Annotated in this window: 15 protein-coding genes; 4 read left to right on the top strand and 11 right to left on the bottom strand. The window is 40.1% G+C overall.

Features of this window, described 5'->3' with window-relative positions; genetic code table 11:
* The first annotated feature begins 124 nt into the window (after nucleotides 1-124).
* Nucleotides 125-1,327, top strand: a complete 1,203-nt coding sequence (locus U735_RS0123165) for an SH3 domain-containing C40 family peptidase (RefSeq protein WP_031446095.1) — start codon at nucleotides 125-127, stop codon at nucleotides 1,325-1,327.
* A gap of 7 nt (nucleotides 1,328-1,334) precedes the next feature.
* Here the strand turns inward: U735_RS0123165 and U735_RS0123160 are convergent, their stop codons facing one another.
* The 6 genes from U735_RS0123160 to U735_RS0123135 all read right to left on the bottom strand — a co-directional run bounded on the left by U735_RS0123160 (nucleotide 1,335) and on the right by U735_RS0123135 (nucleotide 9,105).
* On the bottom strand, nucleotides 1,335-2,363 hold the full coding sequence (locus tag U735_RS0123160) for an SMP-30/gluconolactonase/LRE family protein (RefSeq protein WP_031446094.1): 1,029 nt from the start codon (nucleotides 2,361-2,363) through the stop codon (nucleotides 1,335-1,337).
* Nucleotide 2,364: 1 nt separating this feature from the next.
* Nucleotides 2,365-3,687 (bottom strand): GntP family permease, encoded by a 1,323-nt coding sequence (locus U735_RS0123155; RefSeq protein ID WP_031446093.1) that lies wholly within the window; start codon nucleotides 3,685-3,687, stop codon nucleotides 2,365-2,367.
* A gap of 40 nt (nucleotides 3,688-3,727) precedes the next feature.
* Complete coding sequence (dgoD, locus tag U735_RS0123150) at nucleotides 3,728-4,888, bottom strand: galactonate dehydratase (RefSeq protein ID WP_031446092.1); 1,161 nt, start codon at nucleotides 4,886-4,888, stop codon at nucleotides 3,728-3,730.
* Between the two features lie 169 nt (nucleotides 4,889-5,057).
* The gene (locus U735_RS0123145) at nucleotides 5,058-6,119 is read right to left on the bottom strand and encodes a Gfo/Idh/MocA family protein (RefSeq protein WP_031446091.1); all 1,062 of its coding nucleotides are present in this window, start codon (nucleotides 6,117-6,119) and stop codon (nucleotides 5,058-5,060) included.
* A gap of 32 nt (nucleotides 6,120-6,151) precedes the next feature.
* Nucleotides 6,152-8,275 carry a pyrroloquinoline quinone-dependent dehydrogenase gene (locus U735_RS0123140; RefSeq protein ID WP_031446090.1) on the bottom strand — a complete coding sequence of 708 codons (2,124 nt, stop codon included), beginning with the start codon at nucleotides 8,273-8,275 and terminating at the stop codon, nucleotides 6,152-6,154.
* 170 nt (nucleotides 8,276-8,445) lie between these two features.
* Nucleotides 8,446-9,105 carry an SGNH/GDSL hydrolase family protein gene (locus U735_RS0123135; RefSeq protein ID WP_051892313.1) on the bottom strand — a complete coding sequence of 220 codons (660 nt, stop codon included), beginning with the start codon at nucleotides 9,103-9,105 and terminating at the stop codon, nucleotides 8,446-8,448.
* Between the two features lie 205 nt (nucleotides 9,106-9,310).
* Here U735_RS0123135 and U735_RS0123130 point away from each other — a divergent pair, with 205 nt between their 5' ends.
* Entirely contained in the window at nucleotides 9,311-10,417 is a 1,107-nt protein-coding gene (locus tag U735_RS0123130; protein ID WP_031446088.1) for an acyltransferase family protein, read from the top strand.
* Between the two features lie 263 nt (nucleotides 10,418-10,680).
* Here the strand turns inward: U735_RS0123130 and U735_RS0123125 are convergent, their stop codons facing one another.
* The 3 genes from U735_RS0123125 to rnpA form a co-directional block, all read right to left on the bottom strand.
* Entirely contained in the window at nucleotides 10,681-12,111 is a 1,431-nt protein-coding gene (locus U735_RS0123125; RefSeq protein ID WP_031446087.1) for an ATP-binding protein, read from the bottom strand.
* 735 nt (nucleotides 12,112-12,846) lie between these two features.
* Nucleotides 12,847-14,475, bottom strand: coding sequence for a S41 family peptidase (locus tag U735_RS0123120; RefSeq protein ID WP_031446086.1), 1,629 nt, complete (start codon nucleotides 14,473-14,475; stop codon nucleotides 12,847-12,849).
* An 11-nt stretch (nucleotides 14,476-14,486) separates the two neighbouring features.
* On the bottom strand, nucleotides 14,487-14,870 hold the full coding sequence (gene rnpA, locus U735_RS0123115) for a ribonuclease P protein component (RefSeq protein ID WP_031446085.1): 384 nt from the start codon (nucleotides 14,868-14,870) through the stop codon (nucleotides 14,487-14,489).
* Between the two features lie 118 nt (nucleotides 14,871-14,988).
* Between rnpA and U735_RS0123110 the strand changes: the two genes are divergently transcribed.
* Together U735_RS0123110 and U735_RS0123105 are read left to right on the top strand one after the other, a co-directional pair.
* Entirely contained in the window at nucleotides 14,989-16,839 is a 1,851-nt protein-coding gene (locus U735_RS0123110; protein ID WP_031446084.1) for a CBS domain-containing protein, read from the top strand.
* Entirely contained in the window at nucleotides 16,836-18,041 is a 1,206-nt protein-coding gene (locus U735_RS0123105) for a succinylglutamate desuccinylase/aspartoacylase family protein (protein ID WP_031446083.1), read from the top strand. The genes U735_RS0123110 and U735_RS0123105 overlap by 4 nt, the downstream gene beginning before the upstream one ends.
* A gap of 48 nt (nucleotides 18,042-18,089) precedes the next feature.
* Here the strand turns inward: U735_RS0123105 and U735_RS0123100 are convergent, their stop codons facing one another.
* Nucleotides 18,090-19,895 (bottom strand): M1 family metallopeptidase, encoded by a 1,806-nt coding sequence (locus tag U735_RS0123100; protein ID WP_103103927.1) that lies wholly within the window; start codon nucleotides 19,893-19,895, stop codon nucleotides 18,090-18,092.
* A gap of 144 nt (nucleotides 19,896-20,039) precedes the next feature.
* Nucleotides 20,040-21,671 carry a S8 family peptidase gene (locus U735_RS0123095; RefSeq protein WP_031446081.1) on the bottom strand — a complete coding sequence of 544 codons (1,632 nt, stop codon included), beginning with the start codon at nucleotides 21,669-21,671 and terminating at the stop codon, nucleotides 20,040-20,042.
* Nucleotides 21,672-21,751: the final 80 nt, after the last annotated feature.

The following is a 21,751-nucleotide window of genomic DNA, read 5'->3' as shown; positions in this document are numbered from 1 at the left end:
ACAGTTACCTAAAAACTTGGCATAAAATTAAATTTTAGAACTGCGCTGCCCCCGTATTCCTTAAATTTTTATAATTTTCCAAGTTCCAAACAAGATTTTACATTAACAATCATAGATTTTATTAATGAATAGCTACCGAAAAGGAATACACTTTATACTAATTACAGGTATTTTTATATTCATATCCTGTGAAAAAAAGGTTGATAAGGATGAGCTTGCTATCAATACATTGATGGAAGACGTAAAACAGGAATTTGCCCCGGACAAAAGGGTAGCCCTTTTTAATATAGAATATGTTAGGAAGGGTAATGAAACCATTCTTAAGGGAGAATCTAACTTACCTGAGGCCATTGCAAGCTTTAAACAAAAGCTTGCAGAAGAAGAAATAAAGTATATAGATAGTATTCAATTATTGCCCTTATCCAATTTAAATGGATTTATCCAAGGCCTTATTACCATATCCGTGGCCAATTTGCGTGGAAAACCTGCACATTCATCGGAGTTGGTTACCCAGGCTACCTTGGGTACCCCTGTGAAGATTTTTAAGGAAGAGGATGACTGGTATTTGATTCAGACTCCGGATAAATATTTGTCCTGGGTAGATAGGGGAGGTATAAAACCATTATCAGCAGAAAGGTTTACGCAGTGGAAATCCACTCCAAAAGTTATATACACCAATACCATAGGTCATTCCTATACCGAACCCAATAAAGATAGCCAGGTTATTTCCGATATGGTTGCAGGAGGTGTTTTAGAACGAATAGGAGAAGAAAAGGAGTTTTATTATGTGGCTTTTCCAGATGGTAGAAAGGCTTATGTCCTCAAAACAGAGGCCATGGATTATGACTCTTGGTTGGCGGCATTAAATCCCAGTCAGGAATCCTTGGTGAGTACTTCGAAAACCTTAATGGGTGTCCCATATTTGTGGGGGGGTACCTCTACCAAAGGGGTAGATTGTAGTGGTTTTACCAAAACCATTTATTTTCTAAATGGCATTGTCTTGCCGAGGGATGCTTCCCAACAAATACATACCGGCAAGGAGATAGATGCGGTTAAGGATTTTGACAAGTTGGAGCCTGGCGATTTATTATTTTTTGGAAAACCAGCAACAGATACCACCAAGGAGCGCGTAATCCACGTGGGGATGTGGATCGGTAACAACGAATTCATCCATTCTGCAGGAAGGGTACATATAAGTAGTGTGGACAAAGACGCCCCAAATTTTGACGAGTACAACCTCAATAGATATTTACGTTCCAATCGCTATCTCAAGGAACCAAAGGACGGATTGATAGAGCTTGCCAAAACCCCTGTTTTTAAGGACTGACCAAAGCTTATTTTAGGTCCACAGCCATTATAATGTCGTCCGCAGTGATATAGAGCCTTTTTTCTTCTGAATCAAAAGCACAATTGGCCGTAGCCTGTCCTGTATGGATTCTGGCCAAGGCTTTTCCTTTCGGATTAAAGATCCATACCCCGCCTGGTCCTGTAGCAAATAGGGTACCATTGCTTTTTATTTTTAAGCCATCGGGCAAACCTTGTTGACCTTCTTTGCCAATTAGCTCTGTTACCTCATAAAAAAGTTTTTTATCGGTTACCTTTCCAGGTTCCGAAATCTTATACTGGTACCAAGCGGCATGTTCCGGATCTGAATTTGCTACGTAAAGGACATTACCATCCGGAGATATTCCTATTCCGTTAGGGCGGGAAATAGAGTCGAGCAGTATTAATTCCCCGTTAGTCATTAGGCAATAAATTCCTTGAAAATTCAATTCTTTGCCTTCATCATCCATTCTTTTTGGTAGGCCATAGGGTGGATCTGTAAAATAGAGGTTACCGTTTTTATCGAATGTGGCATCATTGGGGCTGTTCAATTGCTTGCCCATATACGAATCAACCAGGGTAGTAAAGTCGGAAGAAGGAGTACTTACAGGTGTATTCATTTTGGCAACTTGACGATTCCCGTGTTGCATGAGCACCAACTCCCCCTCTTTATTTAGCAAAAGTCCATTGGAGCCCGGTTCTTCACCTGTAAAATCGGTACCTGAAAACCCGGAAGGATGCAAGTAGGTGACCGTATCTTTATTTTTCGGGTCCAACTTATATACTTTATTGTTGGGGATATCTGAAAATAACAAATAATCTCCTTCTTTTATCCATAGTGGTCCCTCGGTCCAGGCAAAGCCACTGGCAAGGATTTCAATTTTAGATTTCGGATCTATTATCTGAAGTGCCTCATCGTCCAAAATCTCAATCGACAAGGGCGCAAGGTTAGCTTCATCGGGAATGGTTTTTTTATTCGACTCCTTACAAGCCCCCAATAGTAGAGCCGAGCCTAAAATAATTGATGTTATTTTTTTCATTTTAGTGCATTATTTTAACTATGATAGTGATAACGGCCATGGCAGTACCTCCGAGTACGAACGTCCCGGCCGATTGGATCTGATATCCCTGTTTTACGTTCATTCCGGTAAGTTGGGTGAGTACCCAAAAGAAACTGTCGTTTACGTGCGATACTACAGAAGCTCCTGCGCCTATAGACAAAACGGTCATAGTAGCCATAAAAGGGTCATTTAGACCCAGAGCGGGCATTAAAGGGGCTATGATAGATGCTGTGGTTACCAAGGCAACTGTAGATGAGCCCTGCGTTGTCTTAAGACAGGCAGCCAATAGAAAGGGCAAAAACAGGCCCAATTCCATACCGGTAAATTCTGAGGTGATGGTATCTGCAATTCCTGAATTCTGTAACATCTTGCCAAAAATTCCTCCGGCCCCAGTAATAAAAATTATAGGGGCCGCCTCCCTTAACGATTCTCCAAACCAACCTGTAGAGGAGAAAATCTTTTCGTCCAATTTTTTGGGCAATACAAGGGACAATAAAACGCCTATCAAAAGGGCAATTACAGGCGTGCCCAAGAATGATATAATGGTCTTGATAGGGGAAGGTTGAAAGGTAAATTCCGGATAATCCATGACCGATTTAAGGATAATGAGTACAATAGGTATTACTATGGCCAATAAGGATTTCCATAGGGCAGGTTGCTCCTGTTGTGTTGTCACGGCTTCCAGTGTTATAGGGACATTGATACGCGATGCCAATTTGGTGGCAAAGAAATAACAGGCAACAAGGGAAATACTACTTATCAATAATCCCCATATCATAACACTTCCTAAATCTGCCCCTAAAATACCAGCAGCGGCAATAGGCCCCGGGGTAGGTGGTACCATGGTATGCGAAGCGGTCAATCCCAATGCCAGGGCAGCGGTAGTACCTGCAAAGGAAACACCTGCTTTGGAGGAGAGCACCTTGTTCAAGGGGTTCATGATCAGAAGCGCACTATCTGCAAATACGGGTATGGATAGGATATAACCAGTTAGCAGCATGGCCAAATGAATGGATTTTGCACCTATTAACTGTAAAATTTTGGAGGCGATGACAAAGGCTCCGCCAGATTTTTCCAAAACTTTGCCTATGGTAACTCCAAACAGGATTATAAGCCCAATTTTGCCCATAATGTCACCAAAACCATTATTTATGGAATTGATTATGGATTCTATATCCATTCCCGTCATAAAGCCATAGGCTATGGCAGAAAAAAGAAGGACAAAAAAGGGATGCACTTTAAATTTGATGATACCTACGATTAATAGGGCAAGGGAAAGTACTAAGGCGATAAGGTAAGTCATGGTTTTTTTGGTTGGTTATTGGTATTATTCGGTTAATATTTTACCACTCGGTAAAGTTTCCGTCGGGTCCACGCCATATGGGGTTGGACCAATTATGTCCAATTTTCTGACCTTCCCTTAATTTTTCTTCGTTTATTTCAACCCCTAATCCTGGTTTCTGAAAAAGATCAATATAACCATCCTTGATATCAAAAATTTCAGGATTAAGGACATAATCCAGTAAATCAAAACCTTGATTATAGTGGATACCTATACTGTTTTCCTGAATAAAGGCATTGGCGGAAACAAAGTCGACATGTAATGCAGAAGCCAAGGATATGGGCCCCAACGGACAATGGGGGGCCAGAGCTACATCATAGGCTTCCGCCATAGTGGCAATACGCCTTACCTCCGAAATGCCTCCAGCGTGACTAAGGTCTGGCTGAATAATGTCGACCACCCCTTCTTCCAGAATTTTCTTAAAATCCCAACGGGAGAACATTCTTTCCCCAGTGGCAATTGGGATGCCGGTGTAGGCGTAAATATGCTTTAAGGCACCATTGTTTTCGCTAAGTACCGGTTCTTCAATAAACATGGGTTCATAAGGCGCAATCTCATCTATAAGCCTTTTTACCATGCCTTTGTGTACACGCCCATGAAAATCGAGTCCAACGTCCAGTGTGGTACCGAATTCCTCTCTTAATAATCTAATGTTGTTGGACACCTTTTTCACATCTTGCAAGGATGAAATCCATTCCATACCGCCGGTAGCGTTCATTTTTACAGCTTGGAAACCGGCCTTTACTTTTTCGTGCGCCTGTTCCAATAACACCTCCGGATGATCTCCGCCAATCCAGCAGTACATTTTCATTTTATGGCGGACTGCCCCTCCCAATAAATCGTAGACAGGAACACCAAGAAATTTTCCCTTTATATCCCAAAGTGCCTGATCAATACCTGAAAGGGCGCTCATCAGGATGGGACCACCTCTGTAAAATCCTCCGCGATACAGTATTTGCCATATGTCTTCAATATTTGTGGCCGACTTTCCAATGATGTACTGTTGTAGTTCCATTACGCAGGCGGCTACAGTATCTGCCTTACCTTCCACAACTGGTTCTCCCCAACCAATAATCCCTTCCTTGGTGGTCACCTTAACGAACAGCCACCTTGGCGGGACTTTAAAAAGTTCAATTTTTTCAATAATAAGTTGTTCCTTCATAATGCATTTACAAATTCTTTAGCCCTATGTGGGGCATTAAAAATATTTTTAATGGTTGGTTTTAACAGATCAAAGTCATTTCCTAAACCCTTGAATTAAAATAATAGGGAAATAAATATAACTAAATGTTATGAATATTAAGAACTTTGGAATTTTTGAACAATCTAAACTACAGTATAACGGTTTGTCCAGTTCTCACGGATTCATCCGCAGCCAGTACAATTTTTAGACTATTAATGGCATCCCTTAAATGTGATGACAGATCTTCATCGGTCTTAATTGCGTTCAATAAATACACCTGTTCCAGTAGACAAAGTCCGTCATGATCCGGCTCATCCTCGGTTCTAATGAAGTCGTCTTTTTTTACAAAATCTCCTTCTTTGGTCAATTCGCTATAATGAAGTTGTAGACTGCCCGTTTTTGTATGACCTTCTATATCTTGGGAACTATCCTTGGGTTTGTCCGATATGGAAACAGCTCCCTTTGGGCCAATAACATCCTTGATAAAGACCGCGGTTTCACTCATCATAGGTCCCCATCCGGCCTCGTACCATCCTACGGACCCGTCTTTAAAACGTACTTGTAATTGACCATAGTTGTACATTTTGGAATCAATTTCTTTGCTCAAATTGGCTCCAATGGCACTGACACTAATTGGAATGGATTGGGTCATTAAACACATAATATCCACATAATGTACGCCGCAATCCACTATTGGCGACATGGAGTTCATTAATTGTTTATGGGTATACCATTTGTCCCCAGAACTTTGTTGGTTTAGGTTCATGCGCATTACCAAGGGCTTGCCAAGGGTACGGGCAACCTCCACAAACTTGGTCCAAGACGGATGTACCCTAAGAATATAACCCACTACCATCTTTCTGTTTTTTTCCTTTGCCAGAGCCACAAGTTCCTCGGCCTCTTCAACAGTTAGGGCAAGAGGTTTTTCTACGAATACATGTGCTCCCGCGTTAAGACTTTTTCTAACATAATCGGCATGGGTGTCCGGATAGGTGTTTATGGATACCACATCTGGTTTTGATTCCCGCAGGGCGGTATCAAAATTTGCATAGGTAGGCAATCCTCCCAATTCCTTGGATAATTTTTCCCTACTTTCCGGTTTCCGGCTTACCAGTCCCACAATTTCAAATTCAGAGAGTTGGTGATAGGCTCTGGCATGGGAAACACCCATATTTCCACAACCTACAACAAGGGTTTTAAGTTTGTTCATTTTTTATTTATTTATAAATTTTCTTAATTTTTTTATTCCAGTGAAAAGGCCATAATCCTGTTCCCTTTTTCAGTTCCTAATTTTTCGCCACCACAGGCAATGGCAATATACTGTTTGCCGTTTACTTCATACATGGCGGGCGTTGCAAATGCAGCAGCAGGGAGTTTGTATTCCCAAAGTAGCTTGCCATTCTTTTTATTAAAAGCTCTAAAATATCCGTCTTTAGTGGCACCAATAAACAGAAGTCCGTTTTCGGTGACTATTGCCCCACCATAGTTCTCTGTACCGGTCTGAGGAAATCCCTTTTCTTTCAGGCTCATTGTTTCCCCAAAGGGAATGGACCAGAGGTAATCTCCAGAATTTAGGTCTATTGCATGTAATGTACCCCAAGGCGGGGAAATGGCAGGCAATCCGTTGCTGTCCAGAAACTTTTTATAACCCCTGTGTTTATATGTTGTTTTTATAGGTTTTGTTTTGTGTTCGGGGACAATTTGCGCAATCTCTTCCCCATATAAAAATTGTATCAAAGCTTCCATTTCTGTTTTTTCAATTTGGGGAAAACCTGTCATCATGCCTTTTCCTTTTTTTATGGTGTGGGCAAGGGCCTCTTTATCATAGGTCGATTTTAGCTTGGTTAACGAGGGATATCCACTAGCCACATTACCCTTGCGGTCTTTTTGATGGCATACAACGCAATATTTGTTATAGGCATTTGCCCCTGGAGCCAAGTTTGTATTTAGGGTATCCTTGTCCATTTGAAGGAACCAGGCCATTTCATTGGAATTTACGTACAGTATGCCATCTTCGGGATCAGCTGCGGCTCCTCCCCATTCAGCAGCTCCGTCATAGCCGGGAAGAAGAAGAACAGGATCCAGACTTGGCGGGGCATAGATTCTTTTGTCCGCTTTATTGAAAAGGGTTAATATTTCTTCCTTGTTTTCTGCGTAGGGACTAAGGTCTTTTTCTGTCAATAAATGGGATTGTCTTGCAAAAGGTTTGGGCTTGATGGGAAAAGGTTGGGTTGCCCATGCTTTTTCTCCTTCCAAAGTGGATGGAGGTACCGGTATTTCCTCAATTTCAAATAAAGGCTCTCCCGTAACCCTGTTAAAAAGAAAAACATACCCCTGCTTGGTTACTTGGGCTACAGCGGGAATTTTTTTCCCCTCCCTAGTTATCGTTAAAAGGTTAGGGGGTGCCGGAGGATCTCTATCCCATAAGTCGTGATGGGTAAATTGGTAATGCCAAAGCAGTTTTCCCGTTTGTGCGTCCAAAGCCAATAAGGTATTGGCATAAAGATTACTGCCCTTTCGGTCGCCACCATAAAAATCTGGCGCTGCGGAGCCTGTTGGCACGTATAGGATTCCCGTTGCTTCATCCAGGGCCATACCGGCCCAGTTGTTGGCGGCACCAACGGTGTCGCTCTTATAGCTATTAGGGTCTTCCCATGTTTCGTGCCCCGGTTCACCAGGATGTGGTATGGTGTGGAAGGCCCATTCCAAATGGCCTGTTATTACATTAAAAGCCATGACATCACCAGGTGCGGCACCACTACCTTCCGAGAGCCGAATAGGCATTACAATTAAATCTCTGTAAATAGTTCCAGGAGTGTTGGAGACGACAAATTTATCCCTTGCGTTTGTTGGTAATCCAGAGTGGAGATCAATTTTTCCATTTTCCCCGAAGGAAGGAATAGGTGTACCGGTCATGGCGTTTAGGGCAAAAAGATTGGGCCCTTGGGTAAAGAGAATACGTTTATCATCATCTTTTGCCCAATACGCTACACCTCTACTAGTGGAATTTGTAAGTTGTAACGAATCCCCATATCTCCATATCTCCTTACCAGTGCCAGCGTGCAATGCCACTGCCCTTAAGGCTGCCGTAACCCCATACAAAATGGTGTCCACTACTATAGGGTTCATTTGCATTTGACCACTATCAGGAGCAGAGTATGACCAGGCTAGCTTAAGTTGGGTAACATTGTCCAAAGTAATTTGTGAGAGAGTGGAATAATGGTTACGATCCGGCCCTCCCAAATACGAGGTCCATGTAGTGTATTTGTCAGAGTCGGTTTTGGTGGAATTATCAGGGTGGCAACTTAATAAACAAATGGCCGCTATGGCTATTATCGATATATATTTTGTGATATTAAGCGACATTGATGGTGGTTTTATCGCTTAAATTAATTAATTTTTAAGAACTAAGGAGTTATTTCTTTGTGTACTGTGATCTAATATTTTGGTCTTGGATACAATGGTTCTTTTATTACTAGATACAAACCCCCCAAAAGAGCAGTGGTTGGGGATTTAGAAAAGACTATTTTTTTACCTTATAACCTTTTCAAGGTTTTGTTCAGTACAGGCACAATTAGCTCGCCAAGTTCTTTATATCCCTCTTTATTATAATGAACGTCATTATCCCCCAAACCATTTTTGTGGTGGATGGCAATGGATTTTTTATAGATATCGTTAATAATTACATCATTTTTTTTCATTACGGACTTTGCAATGGCATTGTATTTGGCCACATCCTCAGAAAATCTGCCCGCCTCATTAACGGGAACATATGTGGTGGTTACAAATATTAATTTAGCTGAGGTACTGGCTTTGAGGATACGCACCAATTCTTCCAGATTTTGTCTATAGGTTTGTAGATCATAAGTTATGGTACCCTTAATCCTATCCCTATTTCCATAGACTTTGGAATCTGGATGCCGATAACAAAGATCCCATAATCCCCAATTAAATTGAATAATATCCCAATCTTCCTTACCTATCCAATCCTTTACTTTCTCCAATCCTGTTCCTGTATGTTGAGCATTTCCCGGATTGTGCATAACTATTGCCTTAGTGGCCAGTGCTTCTTTTACCTTTGAAAAATAACCTTTGGAAATTGAGTCGCCTATGATTAATATTTTTGGCTCTTTAGGCTTGTATCCCAGACAAAGAAAAATACAGAAGGCTATTAGGAGGTAAAATTTATTTTTCATGATTTAGGTTTTGCAAAGGCGAAAAATAACTAAAAAATTTAGAAAGGGAATGGAGAGGCTGTCATAATGGGGGTATTTTATTGTTTAGGGAAAACCGGGTTGCCCTTTCATAGGGATTGGATAATTTACCTTCATTTATAATAATTTATGAATGTCCAAAGAAAATCACTACATTGTTCTTGCCAAATAATCAACCACATACAAAATGACAATCGAATCCACCAACCTTTCCAAGAGGTTGTTTTCCTTGGACGTATTCAGGGGACTAACCATGTTTTTACTAATTGCAGAGGCTGCCGGATTTCATGGTAGCTTCGGAGACTATACAGAAAACAACACCGTTTTACATCCATTGGCGGAACAGTTGCACCATCATCCATGGAACGGGTTGCGGTTTTGGGATCTTATACAGCCTTTTTTTATGTTTATAGTGGGGGTGGCCATGCCATTTTCATTGAGAAAGCGCTTGGCTAGTGGAACCCGCAAGGCTGCTACCAAACATATTTTGAGAAGATGTTTTTTGCTCTTTAGTTTTGGGGTCTTGCTGCACTGCGTGTATAGTCATGCATTGGTTTGGGAACTGTGGAACGTTTTGGTTCAATTGGCCTTTACTATCCTTATAGCTTATGCTATAATGAAGCTTCCGCACCGTATGCAGATTCTTATTTGCCTTGGAATTTTGATACTTACAGAGATTCTCTACCGGGTTTATAATCCACAGGATCCATACAATCAAGGGCAGAGTTTTGGGTCTTGGGTAGATATGTTGGTAATGGGTAAAATTAACGGTGGGGGATGGGTTTTCATAAACTTTTTGCCTACTGCGGTCCATACGGTTATGGGGGTAATTTGTGGACAAATATTACTTTCCAACAAATCCGCCAAGGAGAAATTAAATCCTTTATTAATGTGGGGAGCGGCTTTACTTTTGTTGGGTTATGGGATGGATCTACTGGGGATAACCCCTATTATTAAAAGAATAGCGACTACCTCATTTACCTTGGCTTCGGGGGGATGGGCCTTGTTGGCCTTGGCCTTGTTTTATTGGTGGATAGACATTAAGGACCACAAGAATAAATGGCTGAAGATTTTTTCTGTTGTGGGGACCAACTCCATATTTATTTATTTGTTTGCTGAAACCGTAGGGGCTCAGTGGTTTAGGAGTTTTGGGCTTATTTTTACCGAAGGAATATTGGCTCCCATGGGCGTAGAGGAAGGTTTAATATTGGTCATAAATTCCTTGTTTGTCCTCTTTATGTTCTGGTATATCACCTACTTTTTGGATCAGAAGAAGGTTTACTTTAAGATTTAAAAGGTTCGATTCGTAGTAGGCCAACGTTACAATCCCTTGATTTCATTTAAGTCAGGGGATTTTTATTTTTTTGGGCACAACATATTAGGCTTTTATAATAATAAAGTTTTTTGAGTTTTATTTATTTCGTTGATCTGCCTTTTCCCGAAAATACCTTGTAAACTTAGAGCGTCTCAGATTACCTTACTGTTGTTTTGGTATTCATCTGAGGTGTTTGATCATCCTCTATTAGAACTATAAAAAAGTTTAGTGCTGTGGAATGATTATTTCTTTATTTTCATGTCGAGCGTATTTTTTCCGACTGTATATGCATAAGCGGATGAAGGTAAAAATTGAAAGTGAACATCTGCATATTCCACTTCCCCTTCTTTACTTATTGACGTAACAATTGGAGTTTTAATATTATTTTCCTGGCAAAATTTGATTAAACTTTTTAACTCCTTCGGTTTTTCAAAATATCGATCTGACCATTTAATTTCGAGGGCCCAAATAGGTTTTAATGTATTATCACTCAATCCGACCATATCCACTTCGCCATTGTTCCATCTAGCGTAATAAGGTGTAAACCAATCCCTGTGCATCCATTGAGCAAATATTGCTGTTTCAACCATATTGCCAATCATTTCGTCAGTCGCCGTTATAGGAGTAAACAATGCACTTCGTAATGAGGGGTTTGTAAGGTATATTTTGAAAAAATTATCTCGTTTGAATCTTTTTCCACTTTGATCAATTCGTTTAATTTGCTTTATTAAGAATGCAGCTTCTAAGTATTCAATGTACTTTTTTAAAGTGTTTTTAGGTACTTGTGATTGTTTGCTCAAGGTCTCAAGTGAGAATTCACCACCGCTGTTATATGCAATTGTCGTGAATAGAGAATATAATTCTCGTGTATCGCTTATGCCGTAGAGACTAGGTAAATCTCTAAGAATAACTTTGTCTACAATATCTTGCCTTATATATCGCCCTGGGTTTGCTTGAATTTTTTCGGAAAGTATTACTTCTGGATATCCTCCAAAGTTAATGTAGTCTAGAAAATGTCTGTTGAGCTCATCTAAATGACTTGTTGAATAGAATTCTGTCTGTTTATCGTTCCAATTAAGTTGTATAGGCTTGATTAGCCTATCCAAACCTTTTAAGGATATATATTCATTAAAGGTAAGTGGAGGGAGCAAGAAATCGGTAAATCGACCCGCCCCACTTTCATTGCTTGCAAATTTCAGTGCAGCTGCAGCAGATCCAGATACAATAAACTTATCTTTCCTATAACTATCTACTAAAGATTTTAAATGTACTTCCCATTCCCTGCAATATTGTATTTCATCATAAATTATGTGCCAATCAGATTTATCAGTCAGACCAGTAGCTTCTTTTGAATAATTAAAAAGTTGTTCAAGAGAGATATTATTATAAATAGGGTTTTCTATGGTTATAAATATTATTTTTTTTGGATCTACGCCATTTTCGATTAATTCTTGAACCATGTGATAGAGCATAACAGTTTTTCCAACCCTTCGTGGCCCCATCAATACTACAGCTCTTCTTATCTCCCTTTCTTTCACCAATGGTTTGAATAGTTCAAAGTATAACCTTCGCGGCATCTCATTGTAATCAGTTTCAATTTCGCCATCTATCCACCATGGATTTTCAAATCGAATTCGGTCTAGTACTTGGTCTTTGGAAATTTCTCGTATCATTTTGTACTTAATTTATTACAAATATATCAAATAGAGTCAATTAGATGACCTTATAATACAATAATAATAACTTTAAGAAAAAAATAGGGATATTCAATTCTTATTTGTCAATTTTATTAGTGAAACTCAATTTTAAGAAGTCAGTAAGACGCACTGAAAATTGCAAGTTGAACTAATCCCGCCTTTTTGGCGGGATCTAGGTTCAATACCTCGACCCTTAGGTCGATTCTTATTATTGGGTTCAGGGCTTGCCCTGAGGTTTAATACCTTTTATTGAGTTAATATAAGAAGTCGTTTAAATTTACTTTTTTTAGTTCCGCAAAAGGTTAATTACCGGAACTACTAAAAAGAACGACAAATGGAACTGGGAACTGAGATCTTTATATTTTGTTTGAACGGCCCGGTAGAACGGCCCGTATAGTGGGACCATTACACTTTCAATCTAAATCGCCTCCTTAAATTTAAATAACCATGACCATGGGTATAATAAGGGTATAATTACCGTTAATTTTATTCCTAAATTTATTGTATATGGTTATCTTAGTGACTGCCTACAAATGTTGGGTTTAATTTATGCATTAAAGCGCAAGCTGTTCGCATAATCGACATAAAGCCTACAGGTTGACTTTATTCAACCGTAATCTAGCATTTTGAAAAAATCGATGAGAATATTAAAAATTATTCTGGTTTTAATTACTTGGTTCAATACCTAGGTATTATTTGACCTGGATTCCCTTATTTTAGAATATTCATGTATTTGCCATTGTCGTTCAACAGTTCGGAAGCGGCCATAATGGCTTCGTCATTTTGTAAATGGTAATCATAAAGACCTTCCCTGTAGAAATAGCGTTTAAGAATTTCATCCTCTAAATTCTTCTGGATTTCAGCTTTGTATTTATCCAAAGCCATAAGTTTGTTTTTATCCATTTCCAACAACAGCGCCTTATAATGTTCATTCACCTCGTTGCCGAATATGGTGCTGTCCTCACCGGACATAGCCTCTTTTAAGGCTTTTTCGGCCTTAGTCTCAAAATCAAAATTACTTTTGGAGACATAATTTTTGAAAGATGCAAAATCACTATCCTTATAACTAAAGTCCAATACATTTTCCACCTTGTTATTATAATAGAAATCGGTGGCGTAGTCAAAAATAACATTACCGGATAATAGCGCCTGGGTAAGGGTATTTGTTTTGGCTGCAGCAATTTCTATATCCGGCAAAACACCGCCGCCATCTTGGACTTTTCGTCCATTTCTGGTTTTAAAATCCCTGAACTGAGTATTTTTGACTGCGTTTCCATTCTCATCCCTATTCCAATAATCCAAGGATTGTATGCACCTGCCCGATGCTGTATAATATCTGGAGATGGTTACCTTTAGTTGTGTGCCATAGGTTAATTTTAAAGGGCGTTGTACCAAACCTTTGCCAAAACTCCTTGCGCCCACTATAACAGCGCGGTCCAAATCCTGTAGGCTGCCGGAGACAATTTCACTGGCCGAGGCACTTCTTCCATTTACCAATACAACCAAGGGTATTTCTGTATCTATGGGTTGGTTGGTAGTTTTATATTCCCTGTTGAATTTCTTTACCTTGGACTTGGTGGTTACAACAAGTTCCCCTTTTGGAATAAACAGATTGGTTACATTGATAGCTTCGGTCAATAGACCACCGGGATTATCCCTTAGGTCTAAAATTATTTTTTTGGCGCCATCGTTTTTTAAGTTAAGGAGAGCTTCCTTGGCCTGTTCAGAAGCTTTTTTATTGAATTTGGACAAAACAATATAACCGGTGTTTTCCTTGATCATCTTGTAATAGGGAACGGCATCTACTTCTATAGATTCCCTGTTTACTGTTGTAGACTTGGTTTCTCCCTGCCTAATATAAGTAATGCCCACACTGGTGTTATTGGCTCCTTTTAAAAGTTCGTCGGCATCATCCTGAATGTCCGCTATGGCAACATCACCTATCTTAATAATTTCATCCCCGGCCTTAAGGCCCGCCTTATCTGCGGGATAGCCTTTGTAAGGTTCAACAATAACTACTTTATCCTTGTAACTCCGTACCACGGCACCAATACCGGAATATTCGCCCGCATTATTTATTTTAAATGATTCAACGTCTTGCTCATTCAGGAATTTGGTATAGGGATCCAGATCTTCCAACATATTTTTAATGGCCGTATCCATTAATTCCGCAGGATTGGTTTCATCCACGTAGTTCATATTCAACTCTTTGAAAAGAGTTGTAAAAATTTCGATCTGTTTGGCAATCTCAAAAAAATCGCCCTTAAAACTACTTCCTGCAATAAGTAGGGCAATGGCGATAATGGGAATTAGTACCCGCTTTTTTAATATCTCTTTCATCTGTTCATTAATTATTTGCTAGCCTTGGCAATTTCATCGACAAATTTCCGCATCAAAGGAATCATGTTATCTGTTATTTTGGATTGCGAGGGCATCTCCTTACCAAGATATAAAAACATAAACGCAAAGTTACCCTCTATGTTGTTAAAAATTAGGTGTTTGTTCAACCTATAGCTTTCCCGCATCAATCTTTTAATTCGATTTCTTTTTACGGCACTTTTAAAATTTCTTTTGGACGCGGTTACCCCGACCTTGCATTTGGAATCATCTTCAAATCTCGTTTTGAGATAAACAAGTTTTATAGGATAATTGGTAACACCAATCCCTTCCGCAAACAACTGTTCAATTAGTTTTTTGCTCTTTAGTTTTTCTTTTTTTGGGAAGCTAAATGACATTTGGCCGTAAATGTAAAATAAAAACCACAGTTATGGGATATGACAATGATCATAGTTCAAAATCCCATTAGCCATTATCTTGGGTTATATTTTTTACTAAACTATAAATAAGGGATTTATGGGAGAATTGCAAGTAGAAAAATTGAGGAACAATCCGCTTAAGGCCAGGTATATTAAACAATTGTTGGCAGACATTGCGGCTTTGGAACAAATACTGGATAAAAGGATGTTCGAACAAAGTCCGATTAGGATCGGTGCCGAACAGGAGTTCTGTTTGGTTGATGAATCATGGCAGCCATCCAATAAGGCTTTGGAAGTGCTTAAAAATATAGATGATCCCCATTTCACCACCGAATTGGCCCTTTATAACCTCGAAATTAATTTGGATCCCGTTCCATTATCCGGGAACTGTTTTTCCGAAATGCACTTACAGTTAGATCAATTATTGACCATGGCCAATAAGGTTGCCGAAGAATCTGCTACAAAAATTATACTGTGCGGAATTTTGCCGACCATTTCAAAAAGACATCTGAATTTAGAATATTTGACCCCTATTCCCCGATATAAGATTTTGAACGAGGTTATTAAGGAAATAAGAAATAATGATATAGAAATTCATATAAAAGGGGTAGATGAGTTGAATATTCGCCATGATTCCGTGTTGTTCGAAGGATGCAATACCAGTTTTCAAGCGCATCTGCAGATAGACCCATATGATTTTATGGATACCTACAATTGGTCCCAGGCCATTGCAGGGCCCATCCTGTCCATTTGTACCAACTCCCCCATGCTCTTTGGTCGGGAATTATGGGAAGAGACCAGAATTGCCCTATTTACGCAGAGTGTTGATACCAGGGCCAGTAACTTTCTATTGAATGAAAGTGAACCTAGGGTGAACTTTGGAAATAGTTGGTCCAAAGGAACAGTTGTGGATTATTATAAGGACTCCATTACAGGATTTAGGAGCCTACTTACTTCCGCTATCGATGTGGACAGTTTAAACGAATTGAAACAGGGAAAAATACCAAAGTTAAAGGCGCTTTCACTCCATAACGGAACAGTCTATACCTGGAACCGTGTCTGCTATGGCATTACCAATGGAAGACCCCATATAAGAATTGAGAATAGATATATTCCTTCCGGACCCACTACCGAGGACGAAATTGCCAATATGATGCTGTGGGTGGGAGTAATGATGGGAAGGCCTAAAAAATTCAATGCCATTCATACCAAGATGGATTTTAAGGATGCGAAAAGTAATTTTTTCAATGCCGCCAGATACGGTATGGCAGCTCAATTTTATTGGGATGGACAACTAATCTCCAGTCAACAATTATTGTTGGATCATTTCTTGCCAATGGCCTTTAAGGGATTGTACAGTATGGGGGTAGCACCAAAGGATGCAGAGCATTACTTAAAAATTATAGAAAAGAGGATTGCCACTCAAAACGGTTCACGATGGACTATTAAAAGTTATAGAAAGCTTAGTAAGGAGTTTAAGCTTCCGGATGCCCTGACCATATTAACGGCCAAAATGTACCAGGGTCAACAAAAAGGATATTCGGTAGATGCATGGCAATTGCCAAGGGGGGATGAATTTGTAATTGGAAAAAATGAGAAGAAGGTGTACCAGATTATGAACGTGCGAACCATTACCGCCCTGGATAGTGATAGTTCGGAGTTGGTGTTGAAAATGATGCAGTGGAAAAATATTCACCATGTACCCATTCTAAATGATGATCTGGATTTGGTTGGATTGCTGACTTGGACCGACCTAAAAGAATATTTGAAGCATCCGGACAAGTTTGAAGGGCCTATAAAGGATTTTATGAAAACAGAACTTATTACTATAACCGAGGAGGAAGGCATGAATAGGGCGAAGGCATTAATGGAATCCAAAGGTATAAATTGTCTGCCAGTGGTACACGGAAAGAAATTGGTAGGGATAGTTACAACCAAGGACTTATGATTACCATAGAGAACCAAATTGGCAAGAGCCGAACCATTGGTCATTTAAAAGGCGGCAATGGTGGCCCTACCATGATATTCTTTGGGGGTATTCATGGCAATGAGCCTTCCGGTGAGGAGGCAATGCAAGAAGTTTTCCTTGGGATCGAAGAAAATGAAATTTCTGTAAATGGCAGCATTTATGGGATTCGTGGCAACATTGCGGCACTTTTGGAAGGGAAAAGATTTGTGGATCGTGACCTAAACCGATTATGGACCGATGAAAAAATTGAAAAAATTAAGGCCAAAGCTGAAAATGAACTTCTTAACGAAGACAGGGAATTGTTATGCATTCACCAAGTCTTATTGGATATCCTGAAAACAGAATCCGGGCCTTTTTACTTTATAGATTTCCATACCACTTCCAGCAAGACCCTGCCGTTTATTACTATTAATGATGCCTTGATCAACAGGAAATTTTCAAAGCTCTTTCCAGTCCCAATAATTTTGGGGATTGAGGAGTACTTAGACGGCCCTCTACTGAGTTATATCAACGAACAGGGCTACTTGGCCATTGGTTTTGAATCTGGCCAGCATACGGCGAAGGAAGCGGTGGAAAATAGTATAGCTTTTATGTGGTTGTCCCTGGTCTATGGCGGTGCGCTTAAAAGAGCCGATGTTGATGGATTTGAAGGGTATTATCGTCAGCTTCAAAATTCGGCCAAGGAGAACGCCAGCTTTTTTGAGATAATTCACAGACATCCCATTGCACCCGGGGACAAATTTCTTATGTTGCCAGGATTCAGGAGTTTCGATGTTGTGAACAAAGGAAAAATATTGGCAGAACATAACGATAAAGCGGTATTGGCACTGCAAAAATCCAGCATTTTCATGCCTTTGTACCAAAGCCAGGGTGAGGATGGGTTTTTTCTGATTCGCAAGACGCCTAAGTTCGCCTTGTGGTTATCGGTCCTATTGAGAAAAATAAGAATGCCCCTTTTGTTACCCATTTTACCCGGGGTTTCGTGGGCCGATAAGAATAAGGGCACCTTATTGGTTAATGAAAGAACTGCCAGATTTATGGCAAAACCTCTTTTCCATCTTTTGGGGTATAGAAATAGGGTAATCAATAAAGGTGAAGTCTTAATGACCAGTAGGGAAGCTACCGCCAAGAACAAGATGTATAAAGGGACATGGTGGTATAGAAATAAAAAATCCGTTTAAAATAGCTACCGAGGCCATCTTAAACGGATTGAAAATTTTAATTATTTTTTACTCTTGGGCCTGCCAGACATTGTTTTCTTCATTTACATCTGCCATCAGCTGGGATGGGTCCAATACAATGGCCTTAACATTATTGAGCTCCTTATCCAAGATAAGGTCGTAATTGGTATTTGCCCAGGGCCAATCTTGCAATACGGTTCTTTTTAAATTGGGATATGGATTCTCTTTTTCGCCATACATCATACGCAATGGAGCATAAAATGTTTCTTGGGTACCATCATTGTACAGTACCAAAATATCTATGGGCATGGGCATAAGACCAATTCGCTCCAAGCTTACCTTGGTTTTTTGTCCATCTGGCTCTACTGCCTTAATACCGTAATCTATAGTGTTTGTTGTTTGGGTCCAATCTGTAAGGTACCAGTCCAACTCCATTCCGGAGACCTTTTCGGCGGTTCTTTTTATATCGTTAGGGGTGGGGTGTTTAAATTTAAAGTCCTGATAATATTTTCTCAGGGTCTCCATTAGCTTATCCTGGCCTATGATATAACCCAATTGCGATAGGAAAATAGCCCCTTTGCTGTAGGCAGCAACCCCATAGGCAAAATTTAGCTCATATCTATCGGCATGGGTGGTTTGGGGCTGTTCTTTACCAGAAGCCACCAAATTGTAATATCCTTGATAGGAACCTGCAAAGGGATTTTCCTTTTTTTGGTCCATGATCTGGTCCATACATAAACTGGAGATAAAGGAGGTAAAGCCCTCATCCATCCATTCGTGTTTGGATTCGTTGCTCGCCAACACATGCTGGAACCAGGAATGTGCCATTTCATGCACCATAACCCCTACCAGGCTTCCAAAATTTCTACCACCGGTGATAAGGGTACTCATAGCGTATTCCATACCACCATCGCCTCCTTGTATCACCGAGTATTGCTCATAGGGATAATCGCCAATATTTTTATTGAAGAATTGCATGGCCTCGGCCGTTTTTGGCTGAAGTTTTTTCCAGTTTTCCACAATTTCCTTATCGTTTTTATAGAAAAAATGTAGCATTGGCCCATTTTCTACCTTTAGGGTATCGTGAAGGTAGTCTGGATCTGCAGCCCACATAAAATCGTGAACCATTGGGGCCTTAAAATGCCAAGTAAGGGTTTTGCCCTTTGTCTTTTTTATTTTTGATCCAGGCGTTTCATATCCATGACCTACTTCTTCAGGGTTTTGTAAATACCCTGTACCCCCTACTACATATTTCTTGTCCAAGGTAAGCTTAACATCAAAATCGCCCCATACTCCATGAAATTCACGGGCAATATAGGGATCGGCATGCCAGCCTTCAAAATCGTATTCCGCCAATTTCGGGTACCACTGACTCATAGAGAGCGCTACCCCTTCACTGCTATTTCTACCACTTCGCCTTATTTGCAAAGGGATTTGCCCATTGAAGGTCATTTCAAAGGTGGTTTTTCCACCAGCGGGAATTGGTTTATTTAATTCAACAACCAAAATTGTTCCCTCTTCTACAAAGGAAACAGCTAGATTGTCTTGAGTTAGGGAATTAACCCTAAGATATCCCATTTCTTCGGGGCTAAGACTTGCAATCCTGCTTTTCCCGTCTGCCATCATTCTACCGTCCGGGTCAGCAATACTTTGTAAACGCATGTCCATCTCACTGCCAGGTTGAAAGGCATTGAAAAAAAGATGGTAATACACTCGGCTGAGTACATCCGGGGAATTATTGGTATAGACCAATTTTTGTGTTCCGCTGTATTGATATTTTTCAACATCCACGTTCACATCCATGGAATAATCCACATGCTGTTGCCAATAGGAAGTATTGTTTTGTGCTTCCATTTGTGCTGTTAAGCAAAGAATGGCAACCACTAAACCAAAAAAAAGTCCTTTGTTATGTCTCATACCGTCAATTTGTATAATCTATTTTTTTGTAGGTCAAGGGCAGCCTATGATTTTAGGCTATCCCTTGAGTATTATTATCCGTTATAATTTTATTTTCCCTCTGGATACAGCATCGGCCATAATCAAGGCATTGTATGCATTGACCATTTTACCTGATTTTGAGATTTTTTGAAAATCCATTGCCTTTGAGGCATCACCATCTACCACTACTTTCGATTTGGTGGTAAGTCCGGAATTCAACAATATTGCCTTTACTTGGGAAGCTGATAATTTTGGATAAAAAGATCTTACAAGGGCAGCAACTCCTGCAACTGCAGGTGCGGCCATGGAAGTACCTCCCTGAAAATCGTATTCATTGTTGGGCATTGTGGAATAGATATCATCACCAGGGGCAAAAACGTCTACGTTTATAAGGCCATAATTGGAAAATGAGGCAACCATTTCGGAACCATATTTGCTTGTCAATGCGCCCACGGTTATTACGTTATCTGCCATTTCTGGTCCATTGTTGATTTGATCATTGGGGAAATTTGGATTATTTGGGTCATCAAGATCTTCCCCGGAGTTTCCTGCGGCATGAACAAAAAGCACATCATTGTCCGCAGCGTATTTAATGGCGTCATAAACCCATTCTGCATTGGGAGAGTAAGCTTTTCCAAAACTTCCGTTAATAATTTTGGCTCCGTTATCCACGGCATAGCGTATTCCCAAAGCAATATCCTTATCGTATTCATCTCCATTGGGTACTGCCCTGATGCTCATAATTTCTACATTTTCCGCAACCCCGTTGGCTCCAAGACCGTTATTTCTTTTTGCAGCAATAATACCGGCAACATGGGTACCATGACTTTCATCATCGACCCTGTTTTTGGGATTTCCGTTGCCGTAGCCCCTATCGTCAAAATTATAAGGATCATCCCCTACCATTTTTCTGCCATCGAAATCTACGTTTAGATTATAGTTTAGCTGATCGGTAAAATGTTTAATGCCATCTTTAAGTTCTGAAAGTACTTCTGGTATGGTGTCCTTTATGCTCAACATTTGCATTAAGATACTAACATTTCTTTGCATGGTCTCCTCTTCCGTTTTAATTTCGGTCAGGTCTTTTTTGGTATAGCTATCTTTTCCAAGAAGCTCCTTTACCTCTTCATCTGCATTTTGGACTGCCTGGAGTATTTGTTCGTACTGTCCTTTGTTTTGAAGGGCTTTTTGATAATCCTTGTCAAGGTCGCTTTTGGCCTTGGCCTGTAAGGAGGCATCCCCTAATTTTTTGCCCACAATTCTTGCCATTTCCAATTGCTCGTTGTAGGATTCCCCTAAAAAGTTGTAACCGTGTATATCGTCTATATAACCATTATTGTCATCATCCTTGTTGTTTCCTGCAATTTCTCCCTTATTTACCCATAGGACATCCACTAAGTCTTCATGGGTAAGGTCCATTCCGGAATCCAGCACGGCCACAATTACTTTTTCCCCTTTTTTATTTCCGATTATTTCGGCGTAGGCCTTGTCCACGCTCATCCCTGGAATAGTATCGGTAAGCAAATCCGTGTGTCCCCAATTCTTTTTTTGAGCCTCGGTTAATTCCGATATTTTTAGGGGTAGGGTATCAATATTTTCAATTGGGGTGGAAACTAGGGCAGTACTGCCACAGCCATAAAGTAAAATAGAGGCCGACACGGCCAAAATAGTTCTGTTCAAAGTTAGTGTCATTTATTTATAGTGTTAGATTAGAATGTCTTATTAAATAGATTTCCAGGTAATTTCGTTTGGAAGCGTACTAGGCAGCCATG

The organism is Arenibacter algicola (assembly GCF_000733925.1).
In the GTDB taxonomy this organism is placed as follows: domain Bacteria; phylum Bacteroidota; class Bacteroidia; order Flavobacteriales; family Flavobacteriaceae; genus Arenibacter; species Arenibacter algicola.
The sequence above is the reverse complement of the archived record's forward strand: the minus strand, read 5'-3'. Positions and strand labels throughout refer to the sequence as shown.